Below are 19095 nucleotides of genomic sequence, written 5' to 3' on the forward strand. Positions count from 1 at the left end.
CGTTGCGCTCAGCCGACCTGCAACGTCGCCACCCGGGCTATGCGATTGATCTGCTGGATACCCAGCGCCGAGATATGCAATGCCCGCGTGTCCTCGGCCTCGCGCATCCAGCCAGATTGCAGAAACAGCCGGAACAAGGCCTGGCCCAGCACGCCACCCAGGTGCGGGGCCTGGTCGTTCCACTCGGTGCAACGGCAGATCACGCAACCACGTTGCTGGTGTGGCGCCAGGGCATCGATGTAGACCCCGACCAAGGCCAACTGCGCCCGCCCCTCGTCACTTACCATCAACTGTCGGCCGCTGCCTTCCAGCCAGCCGGCCACTACCAGGCGATGGTACAGCTCACTGGCCAGCTCCCCACCCAGGTGATCGCCACAACGTCGTGCCCGGCGCATCGACATGGGCAACGGTGATACCGGCGCCTTGGCCTGCTCCCCCCTGGCGCTCTCCAGCTGAACGCTGGCCAAGGCCTCCACGGCGGCCCCGACCTGCGGTGTCGCCAGGCGGAAATAGCGCTTGCGGCCACGTGCTTCATGCCTGAGCAAACCGGCCGACGACAGCAACGAAAGGTGCGCGCAGGCCGATGACGAAGTCAGGCCGGTCATTATCGCGAGCTCATTGGCCAGCCGTGGCGTGCCGTCGATCAATGCCCACAACATGGCACTGCGCTTCGGGTCGGCCATCAGGCTGGCAATCTGGCTGATACTGCTGGCTGCGTTCATATCCCTGTAACTCCCTGCAAGTTCACGGTGTGGATGCGATGGCCAACCCTGGCAGGGAAGCACCTCTCGCTGTCACTGGCCTGGGTCGCCAGTATAAGCCGCAGAAAACGCCGTTCAGGCGGCCACGTGCCGACGTACCAGCGGCGAAAAACCACTGGGTATACCTACCCTTGGAAATTAATGAAGCAACCTGGGAAAACTACCCGAAACCCGGTCAGCAAAGCGCCGACACAGGTTTACAGCAGCGCAGAAATATCTTGATGAAAAATTACTTGCTGCAATTTCAGATACGGCCCACAGCCATGTTCCACAAATAGCGCGAAACAAAGCGAAGGTTCTGCGGGTTTGCGGGCATTACGCCCAAAGCGGGAAACAGGGTGAGAAAATGCGCCTGTCGACCGTCAGTCAGGACACGGATACAGCGCGTGGCAGGCACGAGGGGCAGCGCTACACTTGAGCGGCTCCCCCTTCTGGAGGTATGCCGCGATGAAAATTGTCGTCAGCGCATCGAGCCGAAACCCTGCCTGCCCCTGGCAGGTCCAGCTCGATCAACACGTGGTCAGTTTCCGCAGCGAGGCCGAGGCGCGGGCCTTCGTCGCCACGCTGGAGACCCGCCTGCAGGCACCTCACCCGCTTATGCGGGACGCCTGGCCTGCAAGCGTCGGGTCAGCAGCGCGACACTGACCGCCAGTGCACCGCACAAGCTGATCACCATCGCCATGGGTACCGCACTGCCATCATGCAGCAGGCCGACCAGTGCCGCCGCCCCTGCGGCGACGCTGAACTGCAGGCAGCCCATCAGTGCCGAGGCGCTGCCAGCCCGTGCGCCCTGCCCGCTCATGGCGCAGGCAGAGGCGTTGGGGATGATGCAGCCCAGGCTGGCGATGCAGATGAACAGCGGTACCAGCAGCGGCCACAACTGTGCCGGCTGCAACGCTGCCACGCCCAACAGCGCCAGGCCTGCCGCCAGGTAAACCCACACCCCGCGCGCCAACAGAAACGCCGGCCCACGCTTGGCCAGCAAACGTGCATTCACCTGCGCCACCAGGATAAAGCCGGCGGCATTGGTACCAAACAGCCAACCGTAATGCTCGGCCGGCACGTCATAGAGCTTGATGAACACGAAAGGCGAACCGGCGATGTAGGCAAACATGCCGGCAATGGCGATACCACCGGTCAAGGCATGGCCAAGGAACACCCGGTCAGCAAGCAACCGCAGGTACTGGCGCAAAGCGCCAGACAGCGGCTGACGCGGCATGTGCTCAGGCAGGCTTTCCGGCAGGCCAAGGCTGACCGCCAGCAGGCAGCCGGCACTGAACAGGCTCAAGGCCAGGAAGATCGACTGCCAGCCCGCCAGGTTCACCAGCACCCCGCCCAGCATCGGTGCCAGGATCGGCGCCAGGCCCATGACCAGCATCAGTTGCGAAAACACCTTGGCCGAGGCCACCGGGTCGCACTTGTCGCTGACGATAGCCCGCGACAGCACCATACCGGCACAACCGCCCAGTGCCTGGACGAAGCGCGCCAGCACCAGGGTGTCGAGGTTGGGCGCATAGGCACAGGCCAGCGACGCCAGGGTGAACAGGGTTACCCCGAACATCAGCGGTATGCGCCGGCCAAAGCGGTCGGCTACCGGGCCATAGGCCAACTGGCCGATGGACAGGCCGAGGAAATAAGCGGCCAAAGTGGCCTGGATGTGTTTTTCATCGGTGGCGAACGCCTGCGCCATGGCCGGGAAGGCGGGCAGGTAGAAGTCGATCGCCAAGGGCCCGAACGCACTGAGTGCGCCCAGGATGAGCACCATTCGCAGGTTCATCAGGAATCCATAGCAGGCTAAGCAAGTGATTGATTCTACCTGCTGTGGCGCCAATCAGGCTGAAAACATTTGCAACAAACCTCGGCCTTACGGGGACAACTGCCTGGCCCGGAACCTGAAAATTGCCGTGGTCCCTGTGGGAGCGGGCGTGCCCGCGAATCAGGCACCGCGGTGGATGGCACCGGCTACGCCGGTGTTCGCGGGCACGCCCGCTCCCACCGGTAAGTCTCCCACTGGCAAGTCCTCAGGCCAGTTCGGCCTGATAACCCTCTTCACGAATGGCCGTAAGGATCTGCTCCTGCGCCAGCTCACTCTGCACCCGTACCTGCTTCGCCGCCAGGTCGATCTCTACCTTGGCCGCGGCATCCTGCTCCTGCACCGCCCGGGTCACGGCTTTCACGCAATGGCCGCAGGTCATGCCTTGTACATTGAACACTTGCATGGGGTTACCTCCTTCAGGTTTTCAACGAGTCTCAAGCTTGCCATCGGGGCAAGGTCAAGCCCGGCCAGCAACACCTGGGGTGGAAATCCGCGCCCACGTCGGCCAAGCTTCGCGTTTGACGATCAGGCAAGCAGGAGATTTTTCATGTTCAGGGCAGCATTGGGCGTCGTCGGGCTATTGAGCGCGCTGGCTGCGGTGCCACCGGCCAGTGCCGAGGGCAATTCGGACTACAGCGTACTGATCATTTCCCGAGAACGCCTGGAAGTGGCCACCCACTGCGAAATCGGCGTCTACCTCAACGATCAGCTTTCCGGGCGTGTGTTCCAGGAGCAATCCGCCTCGTTCAACCTGCCGCCCGGCCCGGTGGATGTGCGCCTGCGCCTGCTGCCAGGGCAGATGCCAGGCTGTGCACCGGGCATCGAAGACCAACGCAGCACACGTTTGAACCTGCAGACGGGCCAGATCAACAAGTACCGCATCGCCATGGGGCAATATGGGCTGGAGTTGAAGCGAGCCGGCCTGGGCTATTGACCTTACCTGCATGGCAAGGTTGATGCTGGAGGCCTGTCCAAGGAGGAGAGCCATGCCCGCATCCACCACTTATGACCTGCCGATCTCCGGCATGACCTGCGCCAGCTGTGCCGGCCGGGTCGAGCGCGCCCTGCGCAAGGTCACCGGCGCTGAACAGGTCAGCGTCAACCTCGCCACCGAACAGGCCCGGGTCCAGGCCCCGGCCGACAGCCTGCCAGCCCTGCTCGACGCCGTGCGCGAAGCTGGCTACGGGGTGCCCAGCCGTACCGTCGAGCTGCAGATTGGCGGCATGACCTGCGCCAGCTGCGTCGGCCGCGTAGAGCGCGCCCTGGGCAAGCTGCCCGGGGTCGAGCAGGTCAGCGTCAACCTCGCCAGCGAACGCGCGCACCTCAAGGTGCTCGCGGCCGTCGACGACAACCTGCTGATCGACGCCGTGCACAAGGCCGGCTACAGCGCCAGCCTGCCGCAAACGGCCAATCACGACCAAAGCGTTGCCCAGCGCCGGTTGCGCAATGAGCGCCTGGCGGTCGGCGCAGCCTTGCTGTTGGCCCTGCCACTGGTATTGCCAATGCTGGTGCAGCCGTTCGGCCTGCACTGGATGTTGCCCGCATGGGCGCAGTTCCTGCTGGCCACGCCGGTGCAGTTCATTCTCGGCGCGCGCTTTTACGTAGCCGCCTGGAAGGCCGTACGCGCCGGCGCCGGCAACATGGACCTGCTGGTGGCGCTAGGCACCAGCGCTGGCTACGGCTTGAGCCTGTACCAGTGGGCGCAGGCGCCCGCCGGCATGGCCCCACACCTGTACTTTGAAGCCTCAGCCGTGGTGATTGCCCTGGTGTTGCTGGGCAAGTACCTGGAAAGCCGTGCCAAGCGCCAGACCGCCAGTGCCATCCGCGCCCTTGAGGCACTGCGCCCGGAGCGCGCCCTGCGTGTAGTCGACGGCCAGGAGCAAGACGTGGCCATCGCCCAGTTGGTGCTGGGCGACCTGGTACTGGTCAAGCCCGGCGAGCGGTTCCCGGTCGACGGTGTGGTCGAAGACGGCAGCAGCCATGCCGATGAAGCACTGATCAGCGGCGAGAGCCTACCGGTGCCCAAGCAACCCGGCGACAGTGTCACCGGTGGTGCCATCAACGGCGAAGGCCGGTTGCTGGTGCGCACCCAGGCGCTGGGCACCGAAACCGTGCTGGCCCGTATCATCCGCCTGGTGGAAGACGCCCAGGCCGCCAAGGCGCCGATCCAGAAGCTGGTCGACCGGGTCAGCCAAGTGTTCGTCCCGGCCGTGCTGGTACTGGCCCTGATCACCCTGATCGGCTGGTGGCTGGCGGGCGCACCGTTGGAAACCGCACTGATCAACGCCGTTGCCGTGTTGGTCATCGCCTGCCCCTGTGCCCTCGGCCTGGCCACACCTGCAGCAATCATGGCCGGCACCGGGGTTGCCGCCCGCCACGGCATCCTGATCAAGGACGCCGAAGCCCTGGAGCGTGCCCATGCGGTCAACCGCGTGGTCTTCGACAAGACCGGCACGCTTACCTCCGGCAGCCCCCGGGTGGTCCATAGCCAGGCGCAAGTGGGCAGCAGTGCCGACCTGCACCGTTTGGCCGGCGCCCTGCAGCGCGGCAGCGAGCACCCACTGGCCAAGGCGGTGCTGGATGCCTGCGCCGATCAGGGGCTGGACGTGCCAAGCGTAACCGACAGCCAGTCGCTGACCGGTCGCGGTATTGCCGGGCGTGTAGAAGGCCGCGAGCTGGCCCTGGGCAACCGCCGCCTGCTCGACGAAAGCGCCCTGCAGCCCGGTGACCTGGCCGCCAAGGCCCAGGCCTGGGAAGCCGAGGGTCGCACCCTGTCGTGGCTCATCGAACGCGGCCCGCAACCTCGTGTTCTGGGCCTGTTCGCCTTTGGTGACAGCCTCAAGCCCGGCGCCGCACAGGCGATCGACACCCTGCACGCACAGCACATCAGCAGCCACTTGCTGACCGGCGACAACCGCGGCAGCGCCAAAGTGGTGGCCGACGCCCTGGGTATCGACGATGTGCATGCCGAAGTGCTGCCTGCCGACAAGGCCGCCACCGTGGCCGCACTCAAGCGCAATGGCGTGGTTGCCATGGTCGGCGATGGCATCAACGACGCCCCGGCCCTGGCTGCCGCCGATATCGGCATTGCCATGGGTGGCGGTACCGACGTGGCCATGCAGGCCGCCGGCATCACACTGATGCGAGGTGACCCGCGCCTGGTGCCGGCCGCCCTGGAGATCAGCCGCAAGACCTACGCCAAGATCCGCCAGAACCTGTTCTGGGCGTTCATCTATAACCTGATCGGCATCCCGCTGGCGGCGCTGGGTTACCTCAACCCGGTACTGGCCGGCGCCGCCATGGCCCTGTCCAGCGTCAGCGTGGTCAGCAACGCGCTGTGGCTCAAGGCGTGGAAACCCACCAGCACCACCGAGGAAGCGCCATGAACATCGGCCAGGCCGCCCGCCGCAGCGGGCTTAGCACCAAGATGATCCGTTATTACGAATCCATCGGCCTGCTCAAACCTGCCACGCGCAGCGACAGCGGCTACCGCCTGTACCAGGCAGAAGACTTGCACAGCCTGGCCTTCATCAAGCGCTCCCGCGACCTGGGCTTTTCCCTGGAAGAGGTCGGCAAGCTGCTGACCCTGTGGCAGGACCGTCAACGTGCCAGCGCCGATGTGAAAGCACTGGCCATGCAGCACATCGATGAGCTGAACCGGCGCATCGAGGAGCTGGTGAGCCTGCGCGATACCCTTGGCGAGCTGGTTTCGCATTGCCAGGGGGACGACCGCCCGGACTGCCCGATCCTCAAGGACCTGGCCAATGGCGCTGCTGGAAACTGCTGTCACTGATCGGTCACCCGCGTTTGGTATGCCAAAAGCGTCCAAACGCGACCGAATAGTCATCAACCGCGACTTTATCCAATAAATACGGGCGTTTTGCTTCATAAAAACCGGAATGCTGCCGATGTACTGGCTACCTGCCTCGTGGGTCGACAATAAAAATTCCGGGAGCGTCGATGAGCATCAAACAGAAACTGACCTGGGCATTCGCGGTCATCGCCGGCTTGCCCATTGTCCTCGTGGCCACCCTGGTGGTCCTCAACCTGCGCGGCGAAGCCCGCGACGGATTCCTCGACGGTAGCAGCCGGGAAATCCGCCAGGTCAGCAACGCGATGAACATCTTCTTCCAGGGCATCAACCAGAACGTCGAGTACATGGCTTCGCAGCCAATGGTCGCCGCCACCGGCAGCGAGCTGAACAAGTACATGAGCGCCGCCCCGTCCTACGAACTGGGCGAGCACGCCAGCAAGCTCCTCGAGTTCATGACCCGTCTGGCCAACGCGCATCCCTCCTATGCCTACCTCTCATACGGGGTGAACGACGGCGGCTACACGGGCTGGCCGGCCGGGCAGAAGTTCGTCAATTACGACCCACGCACCCGCCCCTGGTACCAGCTGGCCATGGCCAACCCAGGCAAGACCGTGCGCACCGGTGCCTACTACTGGGCCGCCGACGACGCGGTGCTGGTCAGTACCGTGCGGGCCGTGGCGAACCAGCTTGGCAACCCCGGCGGCGTGGTCAACATCGACGTGTCGCTCAAAGGCCTGACCGAGATCGTCAAACAGATCAAGCTGGGTGAAAGCGGCTACCTGATGCTGGTGGAAAGCAACGGCAACGTCATGGTCGACCCACGCGACGCCGCTCACAACTTCAAGCAGCTGGCCAGCTTCGGCGACGGCTATGCCGCGCTGGCCAAGGCCGGCAAGGGCCTGGTCGAGGTCGAACTCAATGGCGTGCGCTACATGGCCAACGTCTACCCCGACGAGCAGCTGGGCTGGACCTTCATCGGCCTGATCGAGCAAAGCGAAGTGATGCAGACCACCACCCGGCTCACCTGGCTGATCGGGGTTATCGCCGTGGTGCTGGCCGCGCTGTTCGCAGTGGTGGGTGCAGCCTTCGCCAAGCTGATCGTGCGCCCGATCAACAGCGTCACCAGCGGCCTGGAAGACATTGCCCAAGGCGAGGGTGACCTGACCCGCAACCTGGAAATCCGTGGCCGCGACGAAACCGCGCAACTGGCCAGCTGGTTCAACCAGTTCCTCGGTGCCATTCGCAGCCTTATCCAGCACATCGGCGCCGCTGCCGGCAAGATCCTCAGCACCTCCAGCAGCTCGACCCGTGTTTCCAGCGACATGGCTGAGGCCGCAGGCCGCCAGCGCGAGGCCGTGGACATGGTTTCTACCGCCTTCCACGAAATGGTCGCCACCGCCAACGAAGTGGCCCGTTCCTGCAGCCAGGCGGCGCAGTCGGCCGACAGCGGCCAGCAGCAAGCCCGCGAAGGCCAGCAGCAGATCGATGCCGCCGTACAAAGCGTCGACCGCCTGAGCCACGAAATAGAACAATCGGCCCAGTCGATCCAGCAGCTGGAGCGTGACAGCAACGCCATCCAGTCGATCCTCGGCACCATTCGCTCGATTGCCGAACAGACCAACCTGCTGGCCCTCAATGCTGCCATCGAAGCCGCCCGTGCCGGTGAGCAGGGCCGTGGCTTTGCCGTGGTGGCCGATGAAGTGCGGGCCCTGGCCAAGCGCACTGCCGACTCCACGGCCGAAATCGACGGCCTGCTGGGCAACCTGGCCAGCCGCACGGCCGAAGTGGCCGACCAGATGCATGCCAGCCTGGAAGTGTCGCAGCAGTCGGTGAGCCGTATCGGCCTGGCCCGCGACAGCTTCGGGCAAATCCGTGAGTCGGTGGATGTGATCCGCGACATGAACACGCAGATCGCCACGGCGGCCGAGGAACAGCATCAGGTGGCCGAGGACATCAACCGGCACATCAGCCAGATCCACGGGGATGCGCAGCTGGTGGCCGAACTGGCCCAGGCAGCGCGCCAGGACTCCGAGAGCCTGGCTGGGCTGTCCAATGAGCTGGATTCGCTGGTGCGCAGGTTCCGCACCTGATGTGTTGCCTGTACCGGCCTCTTCGCGGGTAAACCCGCTCCCACAGGTACAGCGCTGCCCTGAGCCTTGCGCTGTACCTGTGGGAGCGGGTTTACCCGCGAAGAGGCCGGTTCAGGCAACCAGGCACTACAGTTTCAACTCCCCCGGCGTCGCCCCGAACAACTGCTTGAATGCGGCAATGTAAGCCGAGGTGGAGTCATACCCACACCCCAACGCCGCCTCGGTCACATTCTCCCCGCCTCCAGCAGCGCCAGCGACGACAGCAACCGCATGCGCTGGCGCCAGTTGCGAAAGCTCAACCCCGTCTCCCGCTGGAACAGCCGCATCAGCGTCTTCTCCGAACACCCCAGCTCCCGCGCCCATTGCTGCAAGGTCTGCGGCTGGTCCGGTGCGGCGATCAAGCCATTGCACAGCGTCAGCAACCCTGGGTGGCGGGGCAACGGCAGTGAAAACCCGACTTCCGGCAAGGTGCGCAATTGGTCGAGCAGCACCGCCACCAGACGCGCCTCGGCGCTGTCGCCCTCCGGGTAGTCCGGCGCAAACAGGCAAAACTGCTTGATCAGCTCGCGCGCCAGTGGCGTCACTTCCAGCACCCGGCATTGCTCCGGGGCCCATGGGCAGGCATCGCGGCGCACATACAGGCTGCGCATCTCGGCCTGCATGGAGGTGACCACTTCGTGCTCGGCATCGGCAGGGATCCACACACCCCACTGGGGCGGGGCGAAGTAACTGCCGTCGCGCGTGTATACGCCAAGTACGCCGCTGATGGCGTAGGAAAACTGCACCCAGTCGTGCTGATGGCGGGTGGTCCAGGAGCCGGCGCCGAGGCTTTCGGCACGGGCATAGAGGGGCCTGGGCAAGTGGTCCAGCGCCGGGATAGCGCGGGGATGTCCGATGATCGGCATGGCGGTTTCTTGTAGTTATGAGCAGACAAGCCTAACAGTTGGGGGATAGGACTGTGGCATCTGTGCTGCCTTCTTCGCGGGCTTGCCCGCTCCCACAGGTAGACCGCTGCCTGCGAAACCTGTGTTGTCCCTGTGGGAGCGGGTTTACCCGCGAAGCAGGCGACGCGGTATTGCAGAAAATCAACGCTCGACGATAACGGTCACCCCCTGCCCACCCGCCGCACAAATCGAAATCAGCCCACGCCCCTTCCCCGCCGTGGCCAGCAACTTGGCCAGGTTGGCCAATATCCGCCCCCCGCTCGCCGCGAACGGGTGCCCAGCCGCCAGCGAGCTGCCCTTGACGTTGAGTTTGCTGCGGTCAATCGCGCCAAGCGGCGCATCCAGCCCCAACCGCTCGCGGCAATAGTCGGCATCCTCCCAGGCCTTGAGCGTGCACAGCACCTGGGCGGCAAAGGCTTCATGGATCTCGTAGTAGTCGAAGTCCTGCAGGGTCAGGCCATTGCGCGCCAGCAAACGTGGCACGGCATACACCGGCGCCATCAACAGCCCTTCGCGGCCCGTGACGAAATCCACCGCAGCGGTTTCGCCATCGACCAAATAAGCCAACACCTCAAACCCCTGCTGCGCAGCCCATTCCTCCGTGCCCAACAACACCACCGAGGCGCCGTCGGTCAGCGGCGTGGAGTTACCCGCCGTCAGCGTGCCCTGGCCACTGCGGTCGAAGGCGGGCTTGAGCTTGGCCAACTGCTCGAGGGTCAAGTCGGGACGCAAGTTGTTGTCCCGCGTCAGCGACAGAAAAGGGGTCAGCAAGTCATCCTGCCAGCCCTCGGCGTACGCGGCGGCCAGCTTCTGGTGGCTGAGCAACGCCAGCTCGTCCTGCTCCGCACGGCCAATGCGCCAGGCCTGGGCCATGCGCTCGCAATGCTCGCCCATCGACAACCCCGTGCGCGGTTCGCCATTGCGTGGTAATTCGGGTTTCAGATGGTGAGGCCGCAGCTTGAGGAAAGGCTTGAGTCGCTCGCCCAGGCTTTTGCCACGGTTGGCCTGCAGCAGGATGTGACGCAGGCCTTCGTTGACGGCAATCGGTGCATCGGAGGTGCTATCCACACCACCGGCAATACCGCAATCGATCTGCCCCAGGGCAATCTTGTTGGCCACCAGTAGCGCAGCTTCCAGCCCGGTGCCACAGGCTTGCTGGATGTCATAGGTCGGGGTCTGCGGCGACAGGCGCGAACCCAGCACACATTCACGGGTCAGGTTCATGTCACGTGACTGCTTCAGCACCGCGCCAGCCACCACCTCCCCCAACCGCAACCCATGCAGGCGATAACGCTCGATAAGGCCTTCGAGTGCGACGGTGAGCATCGCCTGGTTGCTGGCCGTGGCATAGGCGCCATTGGAGCGGGCAAAGGGAATTCGGTTGCCGCCCAGGATCGCGACCCGGCGAAGTAAACGCATGTGCTTGTTCCTCCTGAAACAATTTGATCCGTACAGCCTAGGTGTTTTTACCGCTTTCGAACGACCTTGCCACAAAGTTGGTCCACACTTTCAAGCTTGCCTTTGCGGAGACCCACTCATGAGCGATCGCTACCTCGGTTTTGCCAACTCCAACCTCGGCCGCCGGCTCGTGGATGCCCTTGGCCTGCCAAGCCCTGCGCCGCTGGAGCGCTGGCAGGCCGGCCGCCTGCGCCCGGTCGAAGGGGCACTGGTGCTGGGTGGCGGGCCACTGGCAGCCCAGGTCGAAGCCATCGCCCCGCGCCTGACCGACGCGCTATACAGCTTCAATGCCGACAACCTGCAGGCCGAAGCCTGGGTGGCCGGCCTGGGGCCGAAAATCAAAGCCGTGGTGTTCGATGCCAGTCATCTGTCCGACAGCGATGCGCTGAAGCAGTTGCGCGAATTTTTCCAGCCACTGCTACGCAGCCTGGCCCCGTGCGCCCATGTCGTGGTATTGGGGCGCGCTCCGGAAAGCCTCGACAACCCGTTGGCCAGCGTTGCCCAACGGGCCCTTGAAGGCTTCAGCCGCTCGCTCGCCAAGGAACTGCTCAATGGTGCGACCGCCCAGCTGCTGTATGTCGCCCCCGGCGCCGAAGACCAGCTGGAAGGCGCCTTGCGGTTTTTCCTCTCGCCCAAGAGTGCGTTCATTTCTGGCCAGGTACTGCGCCTGGAAGCGTGCACCAGCCAGGTAGACGACTGGACCCGCCCGCTGGGTGGCCGCCGCGCCTTGGTCACGGGTGCGGCACGCGGCATCGGCGCCGCGATCGCCGAAACCCTGGCGCGGGACGGCGCCGATGTGCTGCTGCTGGATGTGCCGCAGGCCAGCCAGGACCTCGACGCCCTCGCCGCACGCCTGGGTGGCAAGGCGCTGCCACTGGATATCTGCGCCAGCGATGCGGCAACGCAACTGCTCGCCGCCCTGCCCGACGGCATCGACATCGTGGTGCACAACGCCGGCATCACCCGCGACAAGACCTTGGCCAACATGACCCCGGAATACTGGGACGCGGTCATGGCGGTTAACCTCAAGGCACCGCAACTACTGACCCAGGCGCTGTATGACAACGGCGCACTGGGGGAAAACGCGCGCATCACCCTGCTGGCCTCGGTCAGTGGCATCGCCGGCAACCGTGGGCAGGCCAACTATGCCGCGAGCAAGGCCGGGCTGATCGGCCTGGCCCAAGCCTGGGCGCCCCGGCTCGCCGAGCACGGCGGCAGCATCAACGCTGTCGCCCCCGGTTTCATCGAAACCCACATGACCGCGGCCATGCCCATGGGCCTGCGCGAGGCCGGGCGGCGCTTGAGCTCGCTGGGCCAGGGCGGCCGCCCGCAGGACGTCGCCGAAGCCATCGCCTGGCTCAGCCAGCCAGGCTCCGGGGCGGTCAATGGCCAGGTGCTGCGCGTATGCGGCCAGGCCTTGATGGGAGCGTGAACATGAGCAGAAACTGGCATGACCTGCAAAGCCCGGCTGCCCGCGCCAGCCTGTACCTGCGTGCAGCCAGCAAGCGCAGCATCAGCGGTGACCGCTTGCCGGACGATGGCCTGCGCTGTTTCATCCCGGTTCAGCCGGGCAACCTGGCAGCGTATAGACGGCTTTGCCACTTTACCGACGATGGCCGCCTGCCAGGCACTTACCCCCACGTCATGGCATTCACGCTGCAGTTGCAGTTGATGACCGCGCCAAACTTCCCTTTCCCGCTACTCGGCCTGGTGCACCTGCACAACCGCATCGAGGTGCTGCGCCCGCTTGGCGGCATCGAAGGGCTGCGCTTTGCGGTGTATGCGCACAACCTGCAGCCGCATGCCAAGGGCGGCACCTTCGACCTGGTTACCGAGGCAGACGACGGCATTGGCCTGCTCTGGCGCGAGACCAGCCGCATGCTGGTGCGCGGGCTGAAGCTGGAGGGCCAGGCAGGCGAGCCGGCCGACGATGACCCTGAGCCATTGCCCGAGGCCACCCGCTGGTACGCCGACAGTGATATCGGCCGGCGTTATGCCAAGGTGTGCGGGGACTACAACCCTATCCACCTCAGTGCCGCCAGCGCGCGGCTGTTCGGCTTCCCCACGGCCATTGCCCATGGCATGTGGAGCAAGGCCATGGCCCTGGCGGCACTGCGTGGGCACATGCCGCACAGCGGCTATGCCTTTGAAGTGGATTTCCGCAAACCGGTGCGGTTGCCGTCGGAGGTGGTACTCAGTGCCAGTGAGGCGGGGCCTGCGGGGACGTTGCGGCTGGATGGGCATGGGGACGTGCTGCATATGGTCGGAGGGTGGAGTCCCCTGTAGGAGCGGCCTTGTGTCGCGATAGGGACGCGCAGCGGCCCCACACTGTCAGCTTCGCCGCTGATATCGCCGGGGCCGCTTTGCGGCCCTATCGCGACGCAAGGCCGCTCCTACAAGGACCGTGTCGTAGTGGGATGCGCTTGCTTTGCATCGGGCCTGGGCCGAAGCTATGCAGCATTAGGAGACCCCCGATGAACCTGCAAGAACTCACCCAACGCCTGCACCAGATTCGCGACAACAATGACTGGCGCGGCTTCCACAGCCCGAAGAACCTGGCCATGGCCGCCAGCGTCGAAATGGCCGAGCTGGTGGAAATCTTCCAATGGCTGAGCGAAGACCAATCGCGCCAGCTGCCTGCCGACAAACTCGCCCACGCCGGCCAAGAGGTCGGTGATGTGGTGCTCTACCTGTTGCTGCTGTGCAGCGAGCTGGGCCTGGACATGGACCAGGTAGTGCGGGCCAAGCTGGCCGACAGCGAGAGGCGCTTCGCCCGATGAACGACCGTCACTTCGATGAGCTGGCCACCCGCTTTGCCGAGAAGATCTACGGCGGCGCCAAGGGCGCGATCCGCCTGGCCGTGCTGCAGGCCGACCTGGCCGAGGCACTGCCCGATCGCCCGCTGCGCATCCTCGACATCGGCGCCGGGCTGGGTCACATGGCCTTGTGGCTTGCCCAGCGCGGCCACCACCTGACCCTGGCCGAGCCCGCCGCCCCCATGCTCGATGGCGCCCGGGCGCGCTTTGCCGAGGCCGGCCAAAACGCCACGTTCATCCAGGCCCCCTGGCAAGACCTGCTCGGCCAACTGACCGAGCCCTACGACCTGGTGCTGTGCCATGCCGTGCTCGAATGGCTGGCAGAGCCCGAAAGCATCCTGCCCGTGCTGCACCAGCTCACGGCCCCTTCCGGTTGGCTGTCACTGGCGTTCTACAACCGCGACGCGCTGGTTTATCGCAACCTGCTCAAGGGCCATTTCCGCAAGTTGCGCAGCAACCGGCTGGAAGGTGAAAAGCAAAGCCTGACCCCACAGAAACCCCTTGATCCACGGGAGCTCAAGGCGCAACTTGATGCTATGTGGCAGGTTGAAAGCGAGAGCGGCGTGCGGGTGTTTCACGATTACATGCCCAAAGAGTTCCAGGGCAAGGCCGAGCTGCTCGACCTGCTGGAAATGGAACTGGCCTACCGCCGCCACCCCGGCTTCGCCGGGCTTGGCCGCTACCTGCACTGGGTGTGCCGCCCCCGTTGACCCGCCCGCCGGGAGGAATACATGCCGTACCGTCTGTTGTGCCTGGCCCTGCTGCCGCTTGCCTTGGCTGCCTGCCAAGGCAGCAACCCGTATGTGGCCAGCAGCCGTCCGCTGCCCCCGGCCCCCGCCCAAGCGGCCACCACCTTCGACGCCAGTGCCTACCCCGCGCCCGCGCGCGATTATGGGCACTACCGCAGCTGGAGCTGGCGCAACGGCCAGTTGCCCAGCGGCTCGGCCAATGCCAACCCTGCGCAACTGGCCGATGCCGTCAGTGGCGCACTCGACCAACATGGCCTGCGCCCTGCCCGAGGGGGCGCCGGCGACTTACTGGTGAGCGCCGACATACGCCTGGAAAAACGCCTGCGCCAGGTGCGTGACTACGACACCTACGACCCCTACTACGGCCCCTACCCCTACGGGGGTGTCGGCTATGGCGGCTACCGCAATGGCTACGGGGGCTATGCCAGCGTGCCCATCGTGCGCACCTACGAGGTGGAGGTGATGGTGGTGCGCATCGACCTGTACGACGCCCGCAACGGCCAGCCGGTGTGGAGCGCCAGCGCCGAAAGCGGCAGCGACAAGGACTCGCCGCGTGAACGCGAAAGCGCCTTGCGCGATTCTGTGCACAAGGCGCTCAGCGGCTATCCTCCCAGTTAATAGCTAACGGAGAACCATCATGTTGCGCCGTCTCGTTCTACTGTCATTCGCGTTACTGCTTGCCGCCTGCTCCAGCAATAACGTGCAGCAGGATTTCGATGCCAGCCGTGATTTTGCCGCCTACCGCAGCTGGGCGTGGCGAGAGCCGGGCCTGCAGTACCGCCCGGATGATCCGCGGATCAAGAGTGACCTCACCGAGCAGCGCATTCGCCAGGCGGTGGCAGACCAGCTCGACCAGCGCGGCCTGCGCCCGGTACAAGGCGGCGCGCGGCCTGACCTGACGGTGCGCACGTACCTGATCGTGGAACAGCGCCAGCAACAGATCACCACCAACTATGGCGGTGGCTGGGGTGGCTACTGGGGCGGCTACTGGGGCGGCCCGATGTATAACGAGACCCGCAGTGTCGACTACAAGGTTGCCACCATTCAGGTCGACATGTTCGACGGGCGTGACGGCAAGCTGGTGTGGCGCGGCAGTGCCGAGCAAATCATGAACAACTACCCGCCAAGCCCGGAAGAACGCAACAGCGCCATTCACAAAACCGTAAGCCAGGTGCTGGCCAACTACCCGCCGGGTAGCAAGAAATAAGGTTGTAATGCGGCTTTTGCATGCATCGAAGTCCCCTGTGGGACGGGCTTCGCCCGTGTTCGCGGGCGCGCCCGCTCCCACAGTGACAGTGCCAGCTTTTGAATGTTGAGCAAGGCAGTAGCCCCCACCTGAGCGGTGTCAGGAGCGACAAAATCCATTTCGACACCGCCTTTTTGCCTTTCCAGCGCCACTCGTGCGCAGGTTCTTGTCTATCTTCACTTAAGGAAACCTGACTGACCGGGTAGATGTGTTCAACATTTGGGAAAGGCGACCTGCCAATGCAAAGCATTGTTCTCCTGCTGTGGCTTGCCTTGTGCTCCGAACAGGATGTGCGTCAACGCCAGATATCCGATCTGCTGACCTTGGGCGTGGCTGCGGGCGCCCTGTTCTGGCTGTTCGCCACCGGCCACAGCTGGATCGGCGCCGATGCCAGTGATGCCGGCTGGGCACTGGCCATCGTCATGCTGCTTACACTGCCCGGCTACATGCTCGGCCGCTTCGGTGCCGACGACGTCAAGCTGATGGGCGCACTGGCCCTGGCCACCAGCCCGCAATATGTGCTCGGCACTTTCATCGGCGCCGGTGTCAGCGTGCTGGTCTGGCTGCTCACCCGTCGGCGCCTGTGGACCCTGCTCAATCCCAAGGTGAAGAAGCGTTTGCAGGCCCTGACCGAACAAATGGGCGACAAACAGGCGTTCGTACCCTATGTGTTATCAGGTTTTCTTCTAACGGCCGTATGGATCCAATAATCCTTCCAGTGGTCCGATAACTTGTACACGTCTTGTACATATTCGCTTTGTGCGACTATTTTTAAGCTGCCAGAGCGTCTGGCACGGGAGCAGGGCCGTATAAGAACAGGGAGTTGATCGTGTCCAGACCAGTGAGTGAAGTGAAAGTGTTGGTGGTTGATGACCAACCGGTCATTGTCGAACAGCTAAGCGAATTCCTCGAAACCAAGGGCTATGTCTGCGTAACGGCCCAATCAACCGACGAAGCCATCAAGCACTATGTGTCAGACCCGGCCATCGGTCTGCTCATCTGTGACCTGCACATGCCGGATCGGGATGGCATCGAGCTGATGCGCGCTTTGAAAGAAATCAACGGCAACCAGCGCATATTCGAAGCCATCATGTTGACTGGGCGCGCCGAGAAGCAGGACGTGATCCGGGCGCTACGCGAAGGCTTCGCCGACTACTACCAGAAGCCGATGGACCTTGATGAGCTGCTGGCAGGGGTACGCCGGCAGGAAGAGGCGTTGCTGTCGCGCTTGCGCAGCGTCCGTGATCTGGGTGGATTGAACCAGCGTTTGCAGGATCTGGCCGACTCGGTGGACGAGCTGTACCAGGACCTGGAAAAAGCCCGTGGCCTAGGTACCCACCGGCGTGCCAGCGATGTGGAAGAGGCCGAAAACGAGCTGCCAGCTGCCTTCGAGAAACTGTCACCACGCCAACTGGAAGTCGCCCGGCTGGTGAGCAAGGGCAAGACCAATTACCAGATCGCCTGTGAACTGGGCATTACCGAAAACACCGTCAAGTTGTACGTGTCTCAGGTGTTGCGTTTGACCCACATGCACAACCGTACCCAGCTGGCATTGGCGCTGACGCCCAGCTCGTCGCCGGTGCATCTGAGGTTTACTACCCATTGAGGGGTTTGCTTGGAGATTGCCGGGGGCTGCTTTGCAGCCCATCGCGACACAAGGCCGCTCCTACAGGCACCGCGCAACCCTCAGGATAACGGTGGACCTGTGGGAGCGGCCTTGTGTCGCGAAAGGGGCGCAAAGCGCCCCTACATTTGAAACCCAACACTCAGGGTAAAACGGGGAGCGCGGTCCAGGCTGTCCAACGCCACATCCGCCAAAGGCTTCGCCACCTCCAGCGCAACGTTGACGTAGCGCCCATCCCCCAACCGTACACCCAGTGCCGCCGAAGCCAAGTGCGCATCCTCCACCGCGCCCCGGTTATGCCAGGCCTGCGCCACATCCACTGCTGCATAGGGCTGAACCAGGGCCAGCCCGTTACCTCGCAGGCTGTAGTTCAGCTCGTAAGCCACCCCCCAGCCCTTGTCCCCATCTGCTTGGTCACGCGGGTAGCCACGGCCGAAATGCTGACCACCAAAGCCCGCCCGTTCGCTGTCGGGTAGCCGGTCGTCACTCCAGTACAACGCACCCGACACAACGCCCTGAAAACGCGCTGACAGCGGGTCACTTTGCAGCCCAGACAACCTGAGTCGCAGAAAGTCCATGTCGTAGTCGGCGCCGCTGCGCGCCCCCAGGTAATCCAACCCCTGATAGACCCCGGCACTGATAATGCGCAGGCGACTGCCTTCCACCTTGCGCCAGTCACCCTCGAAGGAAAGCGCGCGCACACTGGTGTCGTAGTCGTCCAGTTGGTCTTCGACGTGCTCGCTGACCGCGTACAAATGACCTTGCACGGCCATCCATTCGTTCGGCCTGACAACCACTGGCTGGCGCAGGCCCACTGCATAACGTTCACTGTTGCGCTCGCGGGTCATGTCACGGCCATCATCCAGGCGTATGCGCGTGCCCGGCTCACTGCGGTAGCGCGAAGCCGACAGCAGCAGTTGGCTACCGGCAGCGTCCAGGTACTGGCTGTAGTCCAGCCGCTGGTAATGCTCCTGGTCATCCCCCGCAGGCATCAACAGGCTGGCCTTGAGCTGTTCGGCAAAGCGGGTCTGGGCATTGCTGGTTGCCGTGAGCAGCGCCTGCGGATCGTCGCGATTGGAATCGGCCACGACTACAGTGGCGCCGAACGGCTTGCGCCGCGCATGCACGGTCAAGCGGGCCGCACCGTCAGCAGTTTGCGCCATCGCCAGCTCAGCCTCTATCGAAACGCCCGGCAAACGTTCAGCGAGCCCCAGGTAGCGCTCCAGCGTCTCCCGGGTCAGCGGGCGCTCGGCTTCCAGCTGCGTCAGCAGCTGCTGCAAATAGTCACTGGCCGGGCCGATATCGCCGTCTACGCGATAATCCCGAATATAACCTTCAACCAGCACCACATTGACCCGGCCATCAGCCACGTCCTGAGGTGGCAGGTAGGCGTAGGAAAGCAAATATCCTTCCTGCCGGTAGCGCTCGGTCAGGCGCTCGGTGTACTGCTGCAGCTCACCTAGCGTGACGTGGTGCCCGATCAGCGGCTGGTAGTGCTCACGCAAGTCGCTCAAGGGGAACACCGTCCCGCCTTCGAACCGCACCTTGTGCAGGACCATACGCGTATCCGCAGGCGCCCAGGCCAGGCTATCGGCACTCGGCCCTGGCATGCGCAGGTTGGGGCTGACGGGGCGGTAGGTGTCCACCGGCAGATCAGTCTGGGGCAGGCGCCGTTCGTATTCATGGCTGTCAAGAAAGCCCGGCAACGGCTCGGCCTGGGCCGCAAACGCCCAAGGCAGCAACAACAAGGGCATGGCCAGAGGACGCATAGGGCGCT

General features: G+C 64.2%; 18 protein-coding genes and 2 pseudogenes. 14 read left to right on the forward strand and 6 right to left on the reverse strand.

Annotated elements, in window-relative coordinates; genetic code table 11:
• Positions 1-8: 8 nt before the first annotated feature.
• Entirely contained in the window at positions 9-722 is a 714-nt protein-coding gene (locus tag N805_RS19230) for an ArsR/SmtB family transcription factor (protein ID WP_019472756.1), read from the reverse strand.
• Positions 723-1208: 486 nt separating this feature from the next.
• Between N805_RS19230 and N805_RS31035 the strand changes: the two genes are divergently transcribed.
• A complete protein-coding gene (locus N805_RS31035) occupies positions 1209-1406 on the forward strand; it encodes a hypothetical protein (RefSeq protein ID WP_080642756.1) in 198 nt (65 codons plus the stop codon).
• Here N805_RS31035 and N805_RS19235 read toward each other — a convergent pair.
• Positions 1357-2538 (reverse strand): multidrug effflux MFS transporter, encoded by a 1182-nt coding sequence (locus N805_RS19235; RefSeq protein WP_019472757.1) that lies wholly within the window; start codon positions 2536-2538, stop codon positions 1357-1359. The two genes, N805_RS31035 and N805_RS19235, sit on opposite strands and share 50 nt — an antisense overlap.
• 244 nt (positions 2539-2782) lie before the next feature.
• Entirely contained in the window at positions 2783-2980 is a 198-nt protein-coding gene (locus N805_RS19240; RefSeq protein ID WP_019472758.1) for a heavy-metal-associated domain-containing protein, read from the reverse strand.
• Positions 2981-3124: 144 nt separating this feature from the next.
• Here N805_RS19240 and N805_RS19245 point away from each other — a divergent pair, with 144 nt between their 5' ends.
• From N805_RS19245 to N805_RS31325, 5 genes and pseudogenes are all read left to right on the forward strand, one after another.
• Complete coding sequence (locus N805_RS19245) at positions 3125-3511, forward strand: hypothetical protein (protein WP_019472759.1); 387 nt, start codon at positions 3125-3127, stop codon at positions 3509-3511.
• Between the two features lie 52 nt (positions 3512-3563).
• Positions 3564-5963, forward strand: a complete 2400-nt coding sequence (locus N805_RS19250; protein WP_019472760.1) for a heavy metal translocating P-type ATPase — start codon at positions 3564-3566, stop codon at positions 5961-5963.
• The gene (gene cueR / locus N805_RS19255; RefSeq protein WP_019099768.1) at positions 5960-6370 is read left to right on the forward strand and encodes a Cu(I)-responsive transcriptional regulator; all 411 of its coding nucleotides are present in this window, start codon (positions 5960-5962) and stop codon (positions 6368-6370) included. The genes N805_RS19250 and cueR overlap by 4 nt, the downstream gene beginning before the upstream one ends.
• Positions 6371-6735: 365 nt before the next feature.
• Positions 6736-7575 (forward strand): annotated as a pseudogene (locus N805_RS31320) (cache domain-containing protein); the annotation flags it as partial.
• 201 nt (positions 7576-7776) lie between these two features.
• Complete coding sequence (locus N805_RS31325) at positions 7777-8481, forward strand: methyl-accepting chemotaxis protein (protein ID WP_419198335.1); 705 nt, start codon at positions 7777-7779, stop codon at positions 8479-8481.
• A 126-nt stretch (positions 8482-8607) separates the two neighbouring features.
• Here the strand turns inward: N805_RS31325 and N805_RS19265 are convergent.
• A pseudogene (locus N805_RS19265) lies at positions 8608-9386 on the reverse strand (AraC family transcriptional regulator).
• Positions 9387-9566: 180 nt separating this feature from the next.
• Positions 9567-10844, reverse strand: coding sequence for an acetyl-CoA C-acetyltransferase (locus N805_RS19270; RefSeq protein WP_019470370.1), 1278 nt, complete (start codon positions 10842-10844; stop codon positions 9567-9569).
• Positions 10845-10962: 118 nt separating this feature from the next.
• On the opposite strand from N805_RS19270, the gene N805_RS19275 reads away from it, so the two are divergent.
• The 8 genes from N805_RS19275 (at position 10963) to N805_RS19310 (ending at position 17300) form a co-directional block, all read left to right on the forward strand.
• Positions 10963-12315: a 3-oxoacyl-ACP reductase gene (locus N805_RS19275; protein WP_019470371.1), complete on the forward strand. Its 1353-nt coding sequence runs from the start codon at positions 10963-10965 to the stop codon at positions 12313-12315.
• Positions 12316-12317: 2 nt separating this feature from the next.
• Complete coding sequence (locus N805_RS19280; protein WP_026034345.1) at positions 12318-13169, forward strand: MaoC family dehydratase; 852 nt, start codon at positions 12318-12320, stop codon at positions 13167-13169.
• A 188-nt stretch (positions 13170-13357) separates the two neighbouring features.
• Positions 13358-13663 (forward strand): MazG-like family protein, encoded by a 306-nt coding sequence (locus N805_RS19285; protein WP_019470373.1) that lies wholly within the window; start codon positions 13358-13360, stop codon positions 13661-13663.
• Positions 13660-14409, forward strand: coding sequence for a methyltransferase (locus N805_RS19290; RefSeq protein ID WP_019470374.1), 750 nt, complete (start codon positions 13660-13662; stop codon positions 14407-14409). The genes N805_RS19285 and N805_RS19290 overlap by 4 nt, the downstream gene beginning before the upstream one ends.
• Positions 14410-14430: 21 nt before the next feature.
• Entirely contained in the window at positions 14431-15066 is a 636-nt protein-coding gene (locus tag N805_RS19295) for a DUF4136 domain-containing protein (protein WP_019470375.1), read from the forward strand.
• 19 nt (positions 15067-15085) lie between these two features.
• Positions 15086-15655 carry a DUF4136 domain-containing protein gene (locus N805_RS19300; RefSeq protein ID WP_019470376.1) on the forward strand — a complete coding sequence of 190 codons (570 nt, stop codon included), beginning with the start codon at positions 15086-15088 and terminating at the stop codon, positions 15653-15655.
• A 278-nt stretch (positions 15656-15933) separates the two neighbouring features.
• Positions 15934-16404, forward strand: coding sequence for an A24 family peptidase (locus tag N805_RS19305; RefSeq protein ID WP_019470377.1), 471 nt, complete (start codon positions 15934-15936; stop codon positions 16402-16404).
• A gap of 119 nt (positions 16405-16523) precedes the next feature.
• On the forward strand, positions 16524-17300 hold the full coding sequence (locus N805_RS19310) for a response regulator transcription factor (RefSeq protein WP_026034346.1): 777 nt from the start codon (positions 16524-16526) through the stop codon (positions 17298-17300).
• Positions 17301-17440: 140 nt separating this feature from the next.
• Here the strand turns inward: N805_RS19310 and N805_RS19315 are convergent, their stop codons facing one another.
• Positions 17441-19087 carry a ShlB/FhaC/HecB family hemolysin secretion/activation protein gene (locus N805_RS19315; protein ID WP_019470379.1) on the reverse strand — a complete coding sequence of 549 codons (1647 nt, stop codon included), beginning with the start codon at positions 19085-19087 and terminating at the stop codon, positions 17441-17443.
• Positions 19088-19095 lie beyond the last annotated feature (8 nt).

The sequence above is a fragment of the Pseudomonas putida S13.1.2 genome (assembly GCF_000498395.2).
In the GTDB taxonomy this organism is placed as follows: domain Bacteria; phylum Pseudomonadota; class Gammaproteobacteria; order Pseudomonadales; family Pseudomonadaceae; genus Aquipseudomonas; species Aquipseudomonas putida_Q.